The sequence below is a fragment of the Flavobacterium sp. TSSA_36 genome, assembly GCF_051547165.1.
Classification (GTDB): domain Bacteria; phylum Bacteroidota; class Bacteroidia; order Flavobacteriales; family Flavobacteriaceae; genus Flavobacterium.
This window is the reverse complement of sequence record NZ_JBPTTP010000004.1, coordinates 141,640-160,428: the sequence shown is the minus strand read 5'-3', so window position 1 is coordinate 160,428 and position 18,789 is coordinate 141,640. Positions and strand designations below refer to the sequence as shown.

The window sequence follows — 18,789 nt, the reverse complement described above, 5'->3', positions numbered from 1 at the left end:
TCTTGATCTAAGGTAGTTTAAATAAAGGAATTGGGTTCAAAATTTTTTTTCAAAATTTTTAATAGTTAAATTGCTTAAATAGATCCCAAACGACAATACCAGCACTCACCGATATATTTAAGGAATGTTTGGTGCCTAATTGCGGAATTTCGATACATCCATCACAAAGCGCTACGGCTTCTTGTGCGACGCCATGCACTTCATTGCCAAAAATCAAAGCATATTTTTTGGTTTTATCTACTCTGAAATCTTGAAGCATAAAGGCGTTTTCTACTTGTTCAATGGCCAAAGTAATGATATTGTTGTTTTTGAGGGAAATAATTGCATCCTGAACAGTGTCATAATGTTCCCAGGCAACTGTTTCTGTTGCACCCAATGCAGTTTTGTGAATTTCTTTGTTGGGAGGAGTGGCTGTGATACCACAAAGAATTATTTTTTCAATCAAAAAAGCATCCGCCGTTCGAAATACGGAACCAATATTATGCAAACTTCTAACGTCGTCTAGCACTAAAATTAGCGGTGTTTTTTGAGATTGTTTAAATCCTTCGATGGATTTTCTGTCGAGCTCATTGTTTTCAAGTTTTCTCATAGTGATGGGGTTTTAAAAAAAAAGCTTCCTTATCTAGGAAGCTTTTTTGCTATATTTTTTGTGTACTAACTTTTTGCTTCATCCGCTAGAACGGTTCCTTTTATAGTTAAAACTTTTGTAGGTTGACCAGCAGCATTTGAGGTAATTGTTACGGTTTTGGTGAAAGCACCTACTCTGTCAGTAGCATATTTTACACCAATTACGCCTTTTGCTCCAGGTAAAATGGGTTCTTTCGGACTGCTTGGTACAGTACAACCACAAGATCCTTGTGCATTAGTGATGATTAATGGTGCGTTTCCGTTATTGGTGAAAACAAATTCTCGTTTTCCATCAGCATTACGGGCAATGGTTCCATAATCTATGGTTTCATTTACAAAAACCATCCCTGCGCCTTCCACTTTTGCTACAGTTGTTTTTGCTTTTTTTGCTTTTTTTGAGGTCTCTTGCGCTGTCGCTGAGGTGATTCCCAATCCCAAAACTAATAATAAAGTAACTATTTTTTTCATAATGATTTGTTTTTTAAGTAAAGCAAATCTAGATAAAAATTACAAATCTTTACTTAAAAGTGCCTTAAAATTTTTTAAACCTCTTAGTTTTACTCCATGTAGTAGGAGTGGAATTTTAAAAAAGGCACGGATACGTTGTAAGGTTTAGTCTAATAGACTTCGTAGGAATCCAGAGGAATATTTTTGAAATTCAGAAGAGTGGAAGTAGTAGAGTATCCTAAATTGATGCTTTGTCATGTTTTTCGAGGCTTTTTTTATTTTTTTGAAACACATCATTGGTTTGACTTGCGGAAATATTTGCTAATTCGTGCGGCATAGATTTTTACTTTTGAATCCTTCCTTTTTCATTTTAAAATATATAAATTCGCTGACATTTATAAAATTTAATACCGACTAATTTGGCAGCAAAAGATAAGGGTGTAAAAGAAACGCCATTGATGAAACAATACAATGAGATCAAGCGGAAATATCCAGATGCTTGTTTGTTGTTTAGAGTAGGGGATTTTTATGAAACTTTTGGAGATGATGCCATTCGTGCTTCAAAAATATTAGGAATAACATTAACTAAGCGAGGCGCCGGATCTGAAAATGAAACAGCTTTAGCGGGTTTTCCGCACCATTCTATTAATACATATTTGCCTAAATTAGTCAAAGCAGGTCTTCGAGTAGCCATTTGCGATCAGCTAGAGGATCCTAAAATGACCAAAACTATTGTAAAACGTGGAGTGACTGAATTAGTAACTCCCGGGGTTTCAATGAATGACGAGGTATTACAGTCCAAAACCAATAATTTTTTGGCTTCGGTATATTTTGGAAGTAAAAATATTGGCATTTCATTTTTAGATGTTTCCACGGGTGAATTTCTTACCGCACAAGGAAACGTTGAGTATATCGATAAATTATTACAAAATTTCAATCCCAGTGAAGTTTTGGTGCCGAAGGTCAGCAAGAATGCTTTTAAAGATGCTTTCGGAGAAGAGCACCATTCTTTTTATCTTGAAGATTGGATTTATAAAGAAGATTATGCTCTTGAAACTTTAACCAAACATTTTCAAACGGTTTCCCTAAAAGGTTTTGGGGTAGATGAATTAAAAGAAGGACTTATTGCTTCTGGGGCGATATTGTATTATTTGTCTGAAACACAGCACAAAAAAGTACAACACATCACCGCAATTCAGCGTATTGCAGAGGATGCTTATGTCTGGATGGATCGGTTTACGATTCGCAATCTCGAGCTATATCATAGTTACAATCCGAATGCAGTTACATTGTTGGATGTTATTGATCGCACATTATCTCCAATGGGAGGCCGATTGTTAAAGCGTTGGCTTGCCTTACCTCTGAAAGATGCTGTAAAAATTCAAGGTCGTCATCAAGTAGTAGCTTATTTGAAAGAAAATCAAGAAATTTTAAAGCAAATACAATATCAAATCAAGCAAATCTCAGATTTGGAACGTTTGATTTCAAAAATTGCAGCAGGCAAAGTTTCTCCGCGGGAAGTGATTTATTTAAAAGAATCTTTAGATGCCATTCTTCCTATCAAATCCATAGCGTTGCAAAGTCCACAAGAAGCCGTAAAAGTAATAGGCGATACTTTACACAGTTGTGATTTGTTGCGAGAAAAAATAAAAACTACGTTGAATCAAGACGCACCAGTGGCTATAGCTAAAGGAAATGCGATTGCTGCGGGAGTTCATATAGAGTTGGATGAGTTACGCGCCATCTCCACTTCTGGTAAAGAATTTCTAGAAGGGATTGAGAAACGAGAATCAGAACGAACTGGTATTTCGTCTTTGAAAATTTCGTTTAATAATGTATTTGGCTATTACATCGAAGTTCGAAATACACATAAAGATAAAGTGCCTGCTGAATGGATTCGTAAACAAACTTTGGTCAATGCCGAACGCTACATTACGGAAGAATTAAAAGAATATGAAACGAAAATTTTAGGTGCTGAAGAAAAAATTCATAAAATTGAAACGGAAATTTTCGACCAATTGGTGCAATGGATTGCCACTTACATCAAACCCGTTCAGATGAATGCCAACTTAATAGCGCAGTTGGATTGTTTGTGTTCATTTACACAATTGGCCATCGAAAACCAATACGTTTGTCCTGAATTGGATAAAACTTTTGAATTAGAGATAAAAAATGGACGCCATCCAGTAATTGAAAAGCAATTGCCTGTAGGGGTGCCTTATATTGCTAATGATGTTTTTCTAGATAGAGACACACAACAATTGATTATGATTACAGGGCCTAATATGTCCGGAAAATCGGCTATTTTGAGACAAACGGCTTTGATTGTGCTCTTGGCTCAAATGGGAAGTTTCGTTCCGGCAGAAAGTGTTCGTATGGGAATTGTAGATAAGATTTTTACCCGAGTAGGAGCTTCAGATAATATTTCGATGGGCGAGTCTACTTTTATGGTCGAAATGAACGAAACGGCTTCTATTTTGAATAATATTTCAGACAGAAGTTTGGTGTTGTTAGATGAAATTGGCCGAGGAACGAGTACTTATGATGGAATTTCTATTGCATGGGCGATTGCTGAGTTTTTACACGAGCATCCATCGCAACCTAAAACCCTTTTTGCTACGCATTATCACGAATTGAATGAAATGAGCGATTCATTGAAGCGTATTCAAAATTATAATGTCGCTGTAAAAGAATTAAAAGATACCGTGCTTTTTATTCGAAAATTAGTAAAAGGAGGTTCCGCACATAGTTTTGGGATTCACGTAGCTAAAATGGCTGGAATGCCGCAGTTGGTGATCTTGAAAGCGCAGAAAATATTAAAGAAATTAGAAAAAGAGCATTCTGGAGATGCTTTAAATGGAATCAAAGCGGCAAAGGATGAGATGCAGATGAGTTTTTTTAATCTAGATGACCCCTTGTTGGAAGAAATTAAAGAGGAAATTTTGCAATTAGATATCAATGCCATCACGCCAATGGAGGCTTTAATGAAGCTGAACGAGATAAAACGAATGCTCAGTCGAAAATAATTAGAACATAAAGTTTAGGTTGTCAAAAAGTTATGTTTTTAGTGTGATTTTTTTCTAAAAAAGGTTTGTATAATTCGATATTTGTGCTAAATTTGCAACCGCAATACGAAACAAGTATTGCGGTTCTTTAAGAATTTGAAATGCGAAAATAGCTCAGTTGGTAGAGCGCGACCTTGCCAAGGTCGAGGTCGCGGGTTCGAGCCCCGTTTTTCGCTCTAACACCATACAATGCTCGGATGGTGAAATTGGTAGACACGCTGGACTTAAAATCCAGTGAACAGCAATGTTCGTGCGGGTTCAAGTCCCGCTCTGAGTACTAAAGCCTCTTCTTATGAAGGGGCTTTTTTTTTTGCAAGGACTTTTTTTGATAACTATATTTTTAACTGTACAATATGGGGGCTTTTGTGATAAGCAAACGATTCAATGATACTTACAAGTTCGTATTTACCTCACGTAAAGGAAAAGTGATTTTCACTAGTCAGAGCTATGATTTAAAGTTTGAAGGTGAGGAAGATATTGCTTTGTTGCAAGCCTCTATGGAGTCTGTTATTTTTGTTAAGGTAAAATCGACTAAAGGATTGTATTTTTTTAAGCTTTTAGTAGGTGACCGACATTTGGCTACTAGCAGAAAATACACTACAGAATTGCGACTAATAAAAGGAATTAATGAAATAAAATCGTTTGCCGCAAAAGCTGAGATTTTAGATTTTTCTGAAAATTCTTTTGTTTTTCCGGATTGATTTTATCGGCTCTATTGGATTTTGTTTGTATAGCTAAGTTGTTGGCAATATAAATTGTTGAATTTAATTCCGATTTCGACTTACACTATTTCGCTAGTAATTTACCAATCAATATTCTTGCTAAGACACAAAGGTGCAGTATTCACGGGGTTTTCTTTGCGACTTTGCGGCTTTGCGAGAATTAATATTAAGTATGACACTATTTTATTCTAATTACTTAGTAGAGGTGTAATTAATGCTTTCTTCAAAAGATAATCACAAAAAAATGAACCATTAAGTTTATTAAGAAGATTGAGATTTATTGTGTTTAAGATGTTCAATTATCTTAATGATTTAAAAAAAAAATGAGTGCATTTTATGCTATTTTCAAAAACAAATTTTCTTGAAAGTTAAAATATTTTGTTTACTATTCGATAGCTAATCGTGCTATTTTATCTAACTCGTTTTGGTTTACTTTAAATTAGAAAACTTTGTAGGCTTTGAGTTTGTTTTTCAAGCTATAGGGGCGTAAAAGGGCATTGGTTTTTTTGTGCTCATTAAGTGGTGCTTTGTGAGTTTTACGGTTAAGTTAGTGGTGGGCTATAAATAGAATCTATTTCTTTAAATCTGTGGTTAATCAGGGGGAAGGTTCTTTTGTTTGGTTTGTGTGTAAACAAATAAAAGCCAAGTCTCCTTGTGTTTTTATTTGTTTTTTGGACAAAAAAAAGCCATCATATAGATGGCTTGATTTTTTCTGTAATTTTAAAAATTACTTAGCAGCTGGAGCTTCAGCAGCTGGAGCAGCAGCAGGTGCAGCAGCAGAATCAACAACAGTAGCAGCAGAATCAACAGCTGGAGCAGCAGCAGAATCAACAGCAACAGCAGCAGTATCAGCTACAGCTTCAGCTCCTTCAGCAGCAGCGTCAGCTTTTTTACAAGATACAACAGTTAATACAGCAACAGCAGCTAAACTTAAAAATACTTTTTTCATCTTAATTTTATTATAAAGGTTAATTATTAATTCGTGGCAAAGATATAAAAAAATTAATACGCAAAATATTTTTTTGTTTTTTTTTTGAATTATATCCCGTGCCTACATTGCACTATTTATCAATTAGTATGCCAAACCATTTCCTGTCCCCAAATTAGAAATGTTATTTTTTATTTTTTTTATTTTTTTTGGGATGAACTAATTGTAGTTCTTCAATTAAATTTTGGGCATTGGCATATTTATCGATTACAAATAGTACGTAGCGGATATCTACCATAATGTTGCGACAAAGACTTGGGTCATAATATATATCACTCATGGTGCCTTCCCAAACCCTATCAAAGTTAAGGCCGATCAAATTACCATACGCATCTAAAGCTGGGCTTCCAGAATTTCCTCCTGTGGTGTGATTGGTACCTATGAAACAAACTGGCATTTTTCCTTTTTCCGCATAATTGCCATAGTCTTTGTTTTTAATGAGTTCAATTAATTTAGAAGAAACATCAAATTCGTAATCGCCAGGAATGTATTTTTCCATGACACCATCCAAGTAAGTTACAGGGTTGTAGTAAACTCCGTCTCTAGGTTCGTACCCTTTTACTTTACCATAAGTAACTCTTAGGGTGCTATTAGCATCTGGGAATATTCTTGATTCTTTTGTGTTTAATTCTAATTGTGCTTTCATGTAGTTGCGTTGCAACGCTGTGATTTTTAAATTTAAAGCATCATAAGAAGGAGCTACCTCTTTTAAGAAGGAATCAGCCATAGATTTTACTAAAACAAAAGCGGGATCTTGATTGATTTTGCTAAGTATTGTTTTGGTGTCACCGGTTAGTAATTCTTTAGCGCCTACATAAGAAGTAAGTTTAGAATTGGAATAGATGTTTTTGGAAAGTTGATGTACATCTATGTTGTTCAAAGAAGAAGGTAGAAATTGTTTTGGAGATTTAGTGGTGTATAAAACAAGGAGTTGTTCGAATACTTTTTCGTCAACTATTGGACTAAAGTCTTTGTAGAAATCTCCTAAACCGTTGTACAGATTGTTTTTTCTGTCGGTAAATGCTTGTTCTCCTTTAGTGCTTAGCATTTGTTCTAATTGGTAGAATTTAAACGCAACAGAAAGTAGTTCGGTGTTTCTAAGTACAGTTTCGTTGAAATAGTCTCTTGCCAAAGCATAAGGTGCAATTTCATTGTAGTATTTTTCGAAGTCACTCAATAGTGTGCCGTATTCTTTTTGTTTGTTGGCTTTGATTACGTTTTCTTGAAACTTCTTTTCGGCTTCTTTCTTTACCGCAATGGCATTCGATTTTTTGATTCCTAAAGTTTCACCTTGCCATTTTTTCCAATAATTAGCTGTACTAGCATATTTTGAAGCGTATTGAATTTTGATCGCATTATCTTTTCTCATAAAACCATCCGCAACTTTTAGGGCTTGATCTCTGATTTCTATTCGGGCAGGATTCAATTCGTTTGCAATTTGATTGATCGCAACAGAGGGTAAGTATTCATTGGTTTTTCCTGGATATCCAAAAACCATGGTGAAGTCGTCTTCCGCAATTCCGTCTAAAGAAATTGGTAAGAAATGTTTTGGAGTGTACGGAACATTGTCTTTGGAGTAGGCTGCCGGACGATTGTTTTTGTCAGCATAAATTCTGAAAAGTGAAAAATCTCCAGTATGACGTGGCCAAACCCAATTGTCTGTATCGGATCCAAATTTACCAATTGACGTAGGTGGTGCACCAACTAAACGCACGTCTTGGAAGGTTTCGGTAACAAAAAGTAAGTATTGATTACCGTCGTAAAAGGTGCGAATTTTGTTTTCTTGCCAAGCTTCTTTAGGAAATGAATTGCTTAAAGTGCTTATATTTTCTTGGATTTTCTTTTGCTTTTCGGCCTCATTCGATAGCGCATTTACGCCTTCCAAGACTTGTTGGGTTACGTCTTCTATTTTGACAATAAAAGTCACGACCAAATCTTTGTTAGGTAATTCATCTTCCATTTTGAATGCCCAAAAACCATCGGCTAAATAATCGTGTTCGTTGCTAGAGTGCGATTGAATTTGACCGTAACCACAATGGTGATTGGTTAGTAAGAGTCCTTTGGGAGAAATTACTTCTGAGGTGCAACCGCCGTTAAAATGAGGAACGGCATCTTTTAAACTCGATTTGTTGGTTTCATAAATATCTTTGACCGACATTTTCATGCCTAAGCTTTTCATTTCCTTTTCGTTCATTCCTTCCAAAAGTGAAGGAATCCACATGCCTCCTTGTTGGGCGTGAATTTGGAACACAAAAAGGAGTAAGAGTAGTTTTAAAAATTTCATAGTTATGGATTTAAATTGAGTTTTTGAAATAAGTTATATCCTGATTTTATTAAATCGATTCTTAAAATAGAAACATAAGAGGCACCTGGCTATTAGCACAAAAAGTCACGTTAAAGATTCTTAAAAATGACCTATAACCATTTTTTCAAAACATAAACAGACATTATGTAATGTGATTTACGATTGATTGGGTTGCGCCTTTATTGTTTTGCACAAAGCCACTACAAATTTCGCCTTTTTCTTTTCGAATATGGGTATTGTTTAACAATTCGTTAAATATTAATGATAGTTCTGCCTTGTTTTTGATAGAAATGCATCCCTCAAGTTTAACTAAGGCAGTTGCTTCTGCAAAATGAGAATAATTAGGCCCAATTACGATAGGAATTCCAAACGTGGCGGGTTCTAAGATATTATGTACGCCAGGATTTCCAAAGCCACCGCCTACATAAGCAATGTCGGCATAGCTATAGATTTTGGTTAAAATTCCAATGGTGTCAATGATAAAAACTTGTTGGTCAGATAAGGATTGATTTTCTTTTTCAGAAAATAATACCGTTGGTTTTGTAATTTGTTCTCTTAATTTTGCTATTTGTTCTGCTTTGATGTTATGTGGAGCAATAATGAATTTTACGTTTTCATTGCTGTATTCGTTAATGTATTGGGTGATGATTTCTTCGTCTTTTGGCCAAGAACTGCCTATAACAACAGTGGTTTTGTTGTTCTTGAATTCGGCTATAAAATCAAGGGTGTTGTCTTTTTCTAAAATGGTACTCACACGGTCAAAACGCGTATCTCCAGAAACCAAAACATTTTGGTGACCAAGGCTTTGCAAGAGTTGTTTCGAAGATTCGTTTTGTACAAAAAAGAAATCAAAAGCGTCTAATGCTTTTCTGTAAAAACTACCGTACCATTTAAAAAAGGCTTGATTTTCTCTCAAAATTCCAGAAATCAAATAGGTTTTGATGTTTCGTTTTTTGAGTTCGTTTAAGTAATTCGGCCAATATTCGTATTTAATAAAGAAAACCAGTTCGGGATGGGTTAACTCAATGAATTGTTTAGCATTTTTTTGAGTATCCAATGGCAAATAAACCGTGCAATCAGCCACAGTATTGTTCTTTCGCACCTCGTAACCTGAAGGAGAAAAAAAGGTAACTATAATTTTATGAAAAGGGAATTTTTCTTTTATTTTTTCAATGACAGGAAGCCCTTGTTCATATTCGCCTAAGGATGCGGCGTGAAACCAGATGGTTTTGTCACTGGCTTGAATTTTTTCTTCTAAAGTCTTAAAAACATCCTTTCGACCCTTAACAAAAAGAGCCATTTTTGAACTAAAAAGAGCTAAGATTTTTAAGAGTACTCCCGCGATAAGAACAAGGCAATTGTATAAAAAAAACATAGGGTTAAATTTTGGCTAAAATACAGTTTCTTTGCGGTTTTTTCGTTGTGCAAAGGCATTAAATGACTATTTTTGTTGCACTTTTTTGAGAAAATGAATTAGGTGAATCCTGATTTGTTTTCAAACCTTAAATTAATTTTCAATGAAAAAAATTCAAATGGTTGACTTAAAAAGTCAATATGATAAAATAAAAGACGTTGTAAACACTTCAATTCAAAACGTTTTAGATACGAATACTTATATCAACGGGCCAGAAGTGCATACTTTTCAAAAAGAATTAGAAACGTATTTGGGCGTAAAACACGTCATTCCTTGTGCCAATGGTACCGATGCTTTGCAAATTGCTATGATGGGATTAGGTTTAAAGCCCGGAGATGAGGTAATCACTGCCGATTTTACGTTTGCAGCGACGGTAGAAGTGATTGCATTATTACAACTTACCCCAGTTTTGGTAGATGTTGACATGCACAATATGAACATTTCTCTAGAAGCAATCAAAAAAGCCATTACTCCAAAAACCAAAGCGATTGTACCCGTACACTTGTTTGGACGTGCAGCCAATATGGAAGCGATTATGGCTTTGGCTAATGAGCATAATTTATATGTAATCGAAGATAATGCACAGGCTATTGGTGCCAATTGCAAATTTTCAGATGGTACCAAAAAGAAAGCTGGAACGATTGGTCATGTAGGTGCGACTTCGTTTTTTCCTTCTAAAAACTTAGGATGTTATGGCGATGGTGGCGCTATTTTTACGAACGATGACGCTTTAGCACACACCCTTCGCGGTATTGTAAACCACGGAATGTACGAAAGATACCATCACGATGTAGTGGGGGTAAATTCGCGTTTGGATAGTATTCAAGCAGCAGTTTTGAATGCCAAATTACCCTTGTTAGATCAATACAATAAAGCGCGTCAAGATGCCGCTCGCAAATATACCTTGGCTTTTCAAGGTCATGCTAATATCATTGCGCCAAGTATTTGCGATAGCTGCGATTGTCATGTTTTTCATCAATATACTTTGCGTATTATTGATGCAGACCGAGATGGATTGATGCAGCATTTATTGGATAAAGGCATTCCTTGTGCGATTTATTATCCAATTCCGTTACATGCTCAAAAAGCCTATTTGGATACACGTTACAAAGAAGAAGATTTTCCCGTTACGAATCAGTTGGTGCGAGAAGTGTTGTCTTTACCTATGCATACTGAGCTTGATGACGAGCAAATTAAATTTATTACAGACAGCGTTTTAGAATTTTTAAAATAATTTTCAGGAGCTATTTCCTGCTGTACGCTGTATCTTGCTTGGCGAACCCCGCCAAGCAAGGATGCCGCTTCCATCAGGGCTAACCATAACCAAACATTAATGAAAATATTAGTTACAGGAGGCTTAGGCTTCATCGGTTCTCACACCGTAGTAGAATTGCAAAACAAAGGATTCGAAGTCCTAATCGTCGATAACTTGTACAATTCCTCTATCGATGTTCTCAAAAGAATAGAAAGCATCTCAGGAATTGCACCGCATTACAAAAATATTGACATGCGCGACAAAACATCCGTGCAGGCCTTCTTTAAAGAATATTCAGACATTACTGGAGTCATTCATTTTGCCGCTTCCAAAGCTGTAGGAGAAAGTGTTGAGAATCCGTTGTTGTATTACGAGAATAACATTGCAGCCTTAGTGTATCTTTTGCAAGAATTACAGCAAAAAGAGGCGGCTTCTTTTATATTTAGTTCCTCTTGTACCGTTTATGGTCAGGCCGAAAAAATGCCTATTACCGAAGATGCTCCTGTACAACAACCGATGTCACCTTACGGGAATACCAAAAAAATTGGAGAAGAAATCATCAGAGATACCGCAAAAGCATCGTCTATCAATGCTATTTTATTGCGTTATTTCAATCCTATTGGAGCACATCCAAGTGCCGCAATTGGAGAATTGCCTATTGGTGTGCCACAAAATTTAGTGCCTTTTATCACACAAACGGGTATTGGATTGCGCCAAGAATTATCGGTTTTTGGAGACGATTATCCAACGCCTGATGGTACAGCGGTTCGCGATTATATTCACGTAGTGGATTTGGCTAAAGCCCACGTTGTTGCGCTAGAACGTTTGTTAGAAAAGAAAAATACAGACAAAGTAGAAACTTTTAATCTTGGAACAGGCACAGGAAGTTCGGTGCTCGAAGTGATTCAGAGTTATGAGCGAGTAAGTGGCCAAAAATTGCCCTATAAAATTATGCCTCGAAGAGAAGGAGATATTACTGAAGCCTATGCCAATACACACAAAGCCAATACGGTTTTGGGATGGAAAGCCGAGTCAACACTCGATGAAGCAATGGCAAGTGCCTGGAAATGGGAACAAAAAATACGATCATAGATAGTATCCAGTGATCAGTAAAAAGTAATCAGTAAGAAGCACCAAAGTATCGATTGATAATTTGGTGTTTTTTTCTTTAAAGAACTATTTGTAAATTCGTTAGGTAAAAATATAAAGGAATGAATGCCAAAAAAATATCCTCAAAATTGCCCAAAGTAGAAGAACCAGCTGTGGTTTATGAATCTTCGCAGGTGAAGTCGAAAGGAATAGATCGAGCAACATTTGATTTCGATACCGAGTTCGCTAATGGGTTGACTCCAGAAGAGTTCAAAGCCGAGATGCTCAAAAGAATAAAAGCCTATCCTTGGAAAAAATAATTTTTTCTGATAAGGTTTCGAATTATTTAGATCAATTAGTATATGTGCTTTTTGAAGAAGAATATTTTAGCTATAGTGAGAATGCGCAGGTTTATGTAAATAAAATTGTTGATTTTATAGTTTCAGAAATAGCTAGTTTTCCGCATAAAAAAACACCTTTAGCACTTTCTCATTTAGGCACCTATTATATTTTTTACAAATCGAATAAAAGGACTACTTGGTACATTTTTTTCGAAAAGAAAGCAACTGCTATTTTGATTACCGGAATTAGCAATAATCATTGTGAAGAAGCAACCGAGTTGTAAATAAAAGTAAAGCCGAATCCCAAGCATTCGGCTTTTTTATTACTTTTTAGCAACTTCTTTCATTTTATCAGCGGCTTTGTCTAGTTTTTCAGCACCTTTTTCGAGTACTTTACTTGTTTTGGACTGTAAAGTATCAACTGCTTTTTCTACTTTTACGGTGGCAGTATCTATTTTTTCTTCTACTTCTGTAGCTACAGCTTCTTTGGCGTCATCCATTTTTTCTTTGGTTTCTTCCTTGCAAGAAACAGTTACTACAGCTAAAAATGCCAATCCTAAAATTATTTTTCTCATAGTCAATGGGTTTTATGGGTTGTTATTTTTTTGAAAACTAAAGATAAATAAAAAATCCCCACAAACTTTACGTTTATGAGGATGCTGTTGATAAGAATTGCTATCTCAAATTTTTAAGCATTTGCAGTAGCCGCTTCTTTATTGATTTTTCCAATCAGTCCGGTCAATACTTTTCCTGGACCTACTTCGGTAAATAGTGTTGCTCCGTCTGCAATCATTTGTTGTACGGATTGTGTCCATTTTACTGGAGCAGTCAACTGAATGATTAAGTTTTTCTTGATTTCGTTAGGGTCAGCAACCGCACTTGCTGTTACGTTTTGGTACACAGGACAAATTGGAGTAGCAAAAGTTGTCGCTTCGATAGCTGCTGCTAATTCTTCTCTAGCTGGTTCCATCATTGGAGAGTGAAAAGCACCACCAACTGGTAAAATCAAGGCTCTTTTGGCACCTGCTTCTTTCATTCTTTCGCAAGCCAATTCTACAGCTTTGTATTCCCCAGAAATCACCAATTGACCAGGACAGTTATAGTTTGCCGCAACCACAACACCATCAATCGAAGCGCAAATGTCTTCTACTATTTTGTCGTCTAGGTTCAAAACAGCAGCCATTGTCGAAGGGGTAATTTCGCAGGCTTTTTGCATTGCCAAAGCTCTTTGCGAAACTAATTTCAATCCGTCTTCAAAAGACAAAGCGCCATTGGCTACCAAGGCAGAGAATTCACCCAAAGAGTGTCCAGCGACCATTTCAGGTGCGAAATTTTCTAAAGTTTTGGCCAAAATAACTGAGTGCAAAAATACCGCAGGTTGTGTTACTTTGGTTTCTTTTAGTTGTTCTGCAGTGCCTTCAAACATAATATCGGTGATGCGGAAACCTAAAATTTCGTTGGCTTTTTCGAATAATTCTTTGGCTAATGGAGAGTTCTCGTATAAGTCTTTGCCCATTCCTGTGAACTGTGCGCCTTGACCTGGAAAAACGTATGCTTTCATAATAGTATGTTTATGTCGTAAATAATTTTAGTAGCCGCAAAAGTACTATTTTTATGGAATGTAAAAAAAAACACTCCTGCCTTTTCTTTTTGTTGGTTGTAACGTTTAAAAAATTAACAGACTAATATGGAAATATCTTCATATTATGAAAAAAGTAATCTTAGTATTTTTTACAGTTTTTATTGCATTCCTTTTGATGTATTTCGGGTTGCCGGTACTTAATTATGGCTTTTTCAAATTGCCATTCTTTCTATTATTGTTAGTTGGGGTGGTGAGTTTGTTTTTTATTAAATTAAAAGTAGACCCGAAAACCCACAAGACAACAGTTTTGAAGGCACCTCATAAGGTATTTTATTACAGTATATTGGTATTACTTTTTTATGTAGCCATTGTCCCTTTATTTACAACGGTAAAAATGTTCAGAAGCGAGGCGTACCAACAATTGCTTGGCAAAGTGCATAAAGGCGAAAAAATCACCCAACATATCGCACCTATTGCCATAGACAAAATCCGAGTAGTTGATGAAGAATTAGCTTATTTATTAGGCGAAAAAATATTAGGCTCGCAACCAGCTTTAGGAAGTCAAGTAGAGTTGGGACATTTTTGTATTCAAAAAGTACAAAACGAATTGTATTGGGTTGCTCCATTGTTACATTCTGGTTTTTTTAAATGGATTAATAATTCCGAAGGAACTGCGGGTTATGTTATGGTTTCGGCTACCAATGAGCGTGATGTAAAATTGGTGCAACAAATTGACGGGAAACCTTTAAAAATAAAATACCAACCGTCTGCTTATTTTCAGTCCGAAATTCATCGCCACGCGTATCTTAACGGATACTCAACTATTGGCTTAACCGACTTTACTTTTGAAATCAACGACGAAGGAAAGCCGTTTTGGGTGATTACAACCTATGACAAAACCATCGGTTTCTCTGGAAATAATGCTACTGGAGTTTTGGTAGTCGATGCACAAAACGGAGCCATTCAAGAATATTCCATTGCGAACACTCCAAAATGGGTAGACCGCATTCAACCTATAGATTTTATCGAAGACCAATTAGACGATTGGGGAACGCTAATTCACGGGTATTTTAATTTTTCAAATGAAGACAAATTACAAATCACCGAAGGGATGACGCTGGTGTATGGAAAAGACAATAAATCCTATTGGTATACAGGCATCACCTCAACTGGTAAAGACGAATCTGCCGTAGGCTTTGTGTTGGTTGATACCCGTACCAAAAAAACCACTTTTTACAAACAAGGTGGCGCTACCGAATTTGCGGCACAAAGTTCAGCCCAAGGTAAGGTTCAAGAAAAAGAATATACTGCTTCTATGCCAATTCCATATAACATCAATTCCATTCCTACCTACGTAATGACTTTAAAAGACAAGGGTGGATTGGTTAAAATGTTTGCTATGGTTGCCATTTCTGACTATACGATAGTGGGCGTAGGCAATACGATGCGTGAGACCCTTACGGCATACAAAAATGTGTATAATATGGCCGATAATAAGATTAATCCCAATTCGGTAGCCAATAAAAAAATCATTCAATCGGTAGTGACAAGAATTCAAAACGACGTCAAAAACGGCAATAGTTTTTATTACTTCACCCTGCGAAAATCACCCACTATTTATGTGGGTTCTTCACAAATTTCGAGTGAATTACCAGTAACTGTTGTGGGAGATTCCATCAAAATCACCTATGATTTAGACCTTGAAAAAGTAGTAGATATTTCTAGCTTTCAAAATCTAACGTTGAGCAAGAAGTAAAGCATCGTTTTATTTATTTTTGTAGCTAAAACATAAAGACAATGCCTTCTGAAAAAGAAAAAATGCTCGCTGGCGAATCCTATCTTAGCAACGACAAACAGTTGGTGCAAGAGCGATTGTGGGCCAAAAAAATGCTCCAACAAATCAATGCCCAGTATATCGTAAACGGCAAAACACGCGGGCTTTTCAAGCAATTGTTGCCTAATGCGCACAAGCGTTTGTATATAGAACCGCCGTTTCATTGCGATTATGGGTACAACATTCACTCGGGCGAGAATGTGTATTTCAACCTCAATTGTGTGGTGCTCGATACGATGAAAATCACCATTGGCAACAACGTGTTTTTTGGGCCAGGCGTACATATTTACACCGCTTCGCATCCCTTAAATATTGTGGAGCGACGCACTTTCGAGGTATCTAAACCCGTCACCATTGGCGATGATTGCTGGATTGGCGGCAATACCGTGATTTGCCCAGGAGTGACCATTGGCGACGGTTGCACGATTGGCGCAGGCTCAGTGGTGACCAAGAATATTCCGGCGCATTCGCTGGCTGTAGGCAATCCCGCGCGGGTCATTCGAAAGTTACAGTAATCCTTTTTAGGAGCAGAAAGAAGGGGGTTTTTTATAGGCAAAGTCCCGTCATCCGCTGTATCTTTGCGGCCGAACCCCGGCAACAAAGGATGCCGCTCCTACCGGGGCTAGAAGGCAAGAAAGGGCTTGATTAGCCAACATCCCGAAAAAAAATAAAAGAATGAAAGTTATCCTACTGACCCCAATGGAAATCGAAGCCGAGAAAGTGTACAATGCCTTGCAACGCTTTCCGTTTTTACAAAATGACTACCAAATTGTGATCTCAGGTGTGGGAAGAGAAACCACTGCCAAAGCAATGATGCATTTGCCTCCGCACGATTTGTGTGTGTTAATCGGCTTTGCCGCCATAGTAGGAAAACCTGAAAATTTGCCAGCCGAATTACAATTAGGAATGCCAATAGAAATCACCAATGCTTCGCTTTATGGTTACGAAGGACAATTGTTCGAAAACGGCAAACCTATTTTAACGGAACCCAAAACTAACTTGCTTTGTTTGTCTTCGTTGACTTCGGATAAATTTGTGAAAACGACTAATTTGGCCGAACGTACCGTGGTGAATATGGAAGACTATACTTTTATGTATCTCAAGCAGCCACAGGATTTTATTGTGCGTATTATTTCAGATTTCTTGCCCCATACCCACGAAATCGACTTTTTTGAAGAAGTAAAACCCATTGATTTTTACAAAGCCATCGAAGCTATAGAGAGGGTTTTGTAAGTGGTTTGATTGTAAAATATTTATGAGTTTTTTTGTCATTCCGACGAAGGAGGAATCACACACGCTATTTATATGATGTGATTGCTCTGCCAATTCGCTTTGCTCGTGTCCTCCTTTGTCGGAATGACAAAACCCAGAGCTTTTTTCTCTTATTGTTAATGACATTTTCCTAGAACTAACAAAATGGACTTTGTAACTATTCAGTTTTTTTGGGACATTAATTGCCTCCAACTTTAGTTGGAGGGGTGAAATTTTAAATTTTTAAAGGCTTTAGCCAAAATCTGCTGCTTTTATTTGGCTAAAGCCAAAACAATTCATCTTCATAACTCCAGCTAAAGCTGGAGGCAATTGAAAGCACGACAAACAGAATAGTAATAGTTACTAGACTTTTTACTAATTACTTTTCACTTCTCACTTTCTCACTCTATTGAAGCAATAATTTCTAGCAATTGTGCTTTCAATTCTTCGTTGGTGATTCCTTTTTCTGCATCAAAATTGGTCGCAAAACTCGGTAACGAAAAAGCACCTTTTACATCGGCTCCTTGGAAAGGAAATCTGTTTTTGGCCATTTCCAAAACCGAAGCACCTCCTCGTGGTCCGGGTGACGTAGCGAGCAAAAGCGTTGGTTTTTCTTGAAAGGTTTTACCGTTAATGCGGGAAGCCCAATCCAAAATATTTTTGAAAGCAGTCGAATAAGCGCCATTATGTTCCGCAAACGAAATGACAATAAGGTCTGCGCTGCCCAGTTTGGCAAAAAAATCGTGGGCTAATTGTGGAATTCCGGTTTTGGTTTCTTTGTCTATTGAGAAAATGGGCATTTCGTAGTCGTTCAAATCCAAAACTTCAACGGTTGCGTTGGCGAATTGATATGCGGCATAGGTAGCCAATTGTTTGTTGATAGAAGTCGCGCTAGAGGATGCGCCAAATGCTAGTATTTTTTTCATAATAAATATTTTTATTCTTTATTTATATAGTACGTCAATGCTCCCGAAGGACATTTTTTTACCGTACCAATTATGGCTTCGGTAGTCGAATTTTCGGGAACAATCCACGGTTTTTCTTTGGGTTTGAATACGTCGGGATTGTTCTTTACACATTCGGCAGCGTGTTTGCATAAGCTGTTTTTCCAAACAATGGTTACCTCGCCGTTGCTATACTCTTTGGTTAAATCTTTGGCATCCATAGTATTTATAGTTGAGTGTTAATACTGACTTTGTTTTTTAATAGTTTCGAAACGGGACATTTCTCAGCTATCAAAAGTAAGCGTTCTTTTTGCGCTTCGGTAATGATTTCAGAAAAAGTGATGGTTCTAGAAATGGTGGTCTCTAATTCGGACTCGTTATTTTGTGATAAATTCAACGCAATCTGAATTTCGGGAATGTTCCAACCTTTGCGGTCAATGTACATTCGCAAGGTAGAAAGTGTGCAACCCGCCAGCGAAGCCAATAAAGTAGAGTAGGGGTCAGGCCCCAAATCTTGTCCTCCAATAGTTTCGGGTTCGTCCATTAGTAATTCGCCGTTGCGCCAAGAAATGGTGCACAAGTATTTTTGTGCACCAATGCTTCCTTGAACGTCTTTTTCTAGTAAGTTTTCCATATTAAAGTACGTCTCTAAATTCTGGAGTTTTGTCGAATACTTTTTTGGCAAACGGACAAAGCGGAATGATTTTAATGTTGTTTTCTCGCGCATAAGTTACCGCTTGAGCGACCATTTGTTTACCCAAACCTTTTCCTTCATTGCCTGGATTTACACCCGTGTGGTCAATAATGATTTTGTCTTCCCCAGCAAAAACAAACGTCATTTCTGCTTCTTGTTTGCCCTCAATTTCAATAAAAAAACTCCCTTTTTTATCGTTGATTTTTACTTGTACTTCGTTCATAACTTACT

General features: G+C 36.9%; 20 protein-coding genes and 2 tRNA genes. 11 read left to right on the top strand and 11 right to left on the bottom strand.

Translation table 11 applies throughout. From position 1 onward, the window contains the following. Nucleotides 1-58: 58 nt before the first annotated feature. Both ACSVH7_RS09920 and ACSVH7_RS09915 read right to left on the bottom strand, forming a co-directional pair. Nucleotides 59-589 carry an RNA methyltransferase gene (locus tag ACSVH7_RS09920; RefSeq protein ID WP_438066536.1) on the bottom strand — a complete coding sequence of 177 codons (531 nt, stop codon included), beginning with the start codon at nucleotides 587-589 and terminating at the stop codon, nucleotides 59-61. Between the two features lie 65 nt (nucleotides 590-654). Then, entirely contained in the window at nucleotides 655-1,095 is a 441-nt protein-coding gene (locus ACSVH7_RS09915) for a DUF1573 domain-containing protein (protein WP_438066535.1), read from the bottom strand. Nucleotides 1,096-1,493: 398 nt separating this feature from the next. On the opposite strand from ACSVH7_RS09915, the gene mutS reads away from it, so the two are divergent. The 4 genes from mutS to ACSVH7_RS09895 all read left to right on the top strand — a co-directional run bounded on the left by mutS (nucleotide 1,494) and on the right by ACSVH7_RS09895 (nucleotide 4,840). After that, nucleotides 1,494-4,100 carry a DNA mismatch repair protein MutS gene (gene mutS / locus ACSVH7_RS09910; protein ID WP_438066534.1) on the top strand — a complete coding sequence of 869 codons (2,607 nt, stop codon included), beginning with the start codon at nucleotides 1,494-1,496 and terminating at the stop codon, nucleotides 4,098-4,100. 142 nt (nucleotides 4,101-4,242) lie between these two features. After that, nucleotides 4,243-4,315: transfer RNA gene (locus tag ACSVH7_RS09905), tRNA-Gly, on the top strand. Nucleotides 4,316-4,330: 15 nt separating this feature from the next. After that, nucleotides 4,331-4,416, top strand: a tRNA-Leu gene (locus tag ACSVH7_RS09900). Between the two features lie 76 nt (nucleotides 4,417-4,492). After that, a complete protein-coding gene (locus ACSVH7_RS09895; RefSeq protein ID WP_438066533.1) occupies nucleotides 4,493-4,840 on the top strand; it encodes a DUF1508 domain-containing protein in 348 nt (115 codons plus the stop codon). Between the two features lie 748 nt (nucleotides 4,841-5,588). On the opposite strand, the gene ACSVH7_RS09890 is transcribed toward ACSVH7_RS09895, so the two are convergent. The 3 genes from ACSVH7_RS09890 to ACSVH7_RS09880 all read right to left on the bottom strand — a co-directional run bounded on the left by ACSVH7_RS09890 (nucleotide 5,589) and on the right by ACSVH7_RS09880 (nucleotide 9,529). Beyond that, entirely contained in the window at nucleotides 5,589-5,810 is a 222-nt protein-coding gene (locus ACSVH7_RS09890; protein WP_438066532.1) for a hypothetical protein, read from the bottom strand. Nucleotides 5,811-5,973: 163 nt separating this feature from the next. Continuing rightward, complete coding sequence (locus ACSVH7_RS09885) at nucleotides 5,974-8,133, bottom strand: S46 family peptidase (RefSeq protein WP_438066531.1); 2,160 nt, start codon at nucleotides 8,131-8,133, stop codon at nucleotides 5,974-5,976. 163 nt (nucleotides 8,134-8,296) lie between these two features. Beyond that, nucleotides 8,297-9,529, bottom strand: a complete 1,233-nt coding sequence (locus tag ACSVH7_RS09880) for a 3-deoxy-D-manno-octulosonic acid transferase (protein WP_438066530.1) — start codon at nucleotides 9,527-9,529, stop codon at nucleotides 8,297-8,299. Nucleotides 9,530-9,671: 142 nt separating this feature from the next. On the opposite strand from ACSVH7_RS09880, the gene ACSVH7_RS09875 reads away from it, so the two are divergent. The 4 genes from ACSVH7_RS09875 to ACSVH7_RS09860 all read left to right on the top strand — a co-directional run bounded on the left by ACSVH7_RS09875 (nucleotide 9,672) and on the right by ACSVH7_RS09860 (nucleotide 12,537). Continuing rightward, nucleotides 9,672-10,802 carry a DegT/DnrJ/EryC1/StrS family aminotransferase gene (locus tag ACSVH7_RS09875; RefSeq protein ID WP_438066529.1) on the top strand — a complete coding sequence of 377 codons (1,131 nt, stop codon included), beginning with the start codon at nucleotides 9,672-9,674 and terminating at the stop codon, nucleotides 10,800-10,802. 99 nt (nucleotides 10,803-10,901) lie between these two features. Then, nucleotides 10,902-11,915 carry a UDP-glucose 4-epimerase GalE gene (gene galE, locus ACSVH7_RS09870; protein WP_438066528.1) on the top strand — a complete coding sequence of 338 codons (1,014 nt, stop codon included), beginning with the start codon at nucleotides 10,902-10,904 and terminating at the stop codon, nucleotides 11,913-11,915. A 119-nt stretch (nucleotides 11,916-12,034) separates the two neighbouring features. Next, complete coding sequence (locus ACSVH7_RS09865) at nucleotides 12,035-12,232, top strand: hypothetical protein (protein ID WP_438066527.1); 198 nt, start codon at nucleotides 12,035-12,037, stop codon at nucleotides 12,230-12,232. Continuing rightward, on the top strand, nucleotides 12,220-12,537 hold the full coding sequence (locus tag ACSVH7_RS09860; protein ID WP_438066526.1) for a hypothetical protein: 318 nt from the start codon (nucleotides 12,220-12,222) through the stop codon (nucleotides 12,535-12,537). Before ACSVH7_RS09865 ends, ACSVH7_RS09860 begins: the two co-directional genes overlap by 13 nt. Before the next feature lie 39 nt (nucleotides 12,538-12,576). Here ACSVH7_RS09860 and ACSVH7_RS09855 read toward each other — a convergent pair whose 3' ends face one another. Then, a complete protein-coding gene (locus ACSVH7_RS09855) occupies nucleotides 12,577-12,828 on the bottom strand; it encodes a hypothetical protein (RefSeq protein ID WP_438066525.1) in 252 nt (83 codons plus the stop codon). Between the two features lie 113 nt (nucleotides 12,829-12,941). Beyond that, nucleotides 12,942-13,814, bottom strand: coding sequence for an ACP S-malonyltransferase (gene fabD, locus ACSVH7_RS09850; RefSeq protein ID WP_438066524.1), 873 nt, complete (start codon nucleotides 13,812-13,814; stop codon nucleotides 12,942-12,944). A 145-nt stretch (nucleotides 13,815-13,959) separates the two neighbouring features. Here fabD and ACSVH7_RS09845 point away from each other — a divergent pair, with 145 nt between their 5' ends. From ACSVH7_RS09845 to ACSVH7_RS09835, 3 genes are all read left to right on the top strand, one after another. Beyond that, nucleotides 13,960-15,591, top strand: a complete 1,632-nt coding sequence (locus ACSVH7_RS09845; protein ID WP_438066523.1) for a hypothetical protein — start codon at nucleotides 13,960-13,962, stop codon at nucleotides 15,589-15,591. Between the two features lie 41 nt (nucleotides 15,592-15,632). Beyond that, on the top strand, nucleotides 15,633-16,184 hold the full coding sequence (locus ACSVH7_RS09840) for a sugar O-acetyltransferase (RefSeq protein ID WP_438066522.1): 552 nt from the start codon (nucleotides 15,633-15,635) through the stop codon (nucleotides 16,182-16,184). Nucleotides 16,185-16,344: 160 nt separating this feature from the next. After that, complete coding sequence (locus tag ACSVH7_RS09835) at nucleotides 16,345-16,902, top strand: hypothetical protein (protein WP_438066521.1); 558 nt, start codon at nucleotides 16,345-16,347, stop codon at nucleotides 16,900-16,902. 419 nt (nucleotides 16,903-17,321) lie between these two features. On the opposite strand, the gene ACSVH7_RS09830 is transcribed toward ACSVH7_RS09835, so the two are convergent. The 4 genes from ACSVH7_RS09830 to ACSVH7_RS09815 are packed head-to-tail and all read right to left on the bottom strand — an operon-like array spanning nucleotide 17,322 to nucleotide 18,781. Then, entirely contained in the window at nucleotides 17,322-17,846 is a 525-nt protein-coding gene (locus ACSVH7_RS09830) for an NADPH-dependent FMN reductase (RefSeq protein ID WP_438066520.1), read from the bottom strand. A gap of 11 nt (nucleotides 17,847-17,857) precedes the next feature. Next, nucleotides 17,858-18,085, bottom strand: coding sequence for a (4Fe-4S)-binding protein (locus ACSVH7_RS09825; protein ID WP_438066519.1), 228 nt, complete (start codon nucleotides 18,083-18,085; stop codon nucleotides 17,858-17,860). A gap of 5 nt (nucleotides 18,086-18,090) precedes the next feature. Beyond that, nucleotides 18,091-18,498, bottom strand: coding sequence for an OsmC family protein (locus tag ACSVH7_RS09820; RefSeq protein ID WP_315174289.1), 408 nt, complete (start codon nucleotides 18,496-18,498; stop codon nucleotides 18,091-18,093). A 1-nt stretch (nucleotide 18,499) separates the two neighbouring features. Further along, nucleotides 18,500-18,781 (bottom strand): GNAT family N-acetyltransferase, encoded by a 282-nt coding sequence (locus ACSVH7_RS09815; RefSeq protein WP_024981399.1) that lies wholly within the window; start codon nucleotides 18,779-18,781, stop codon nucleotides 18,500-18,502. Nucleotides 18,782-18,789: the final 8 nt, after the last annotated feature.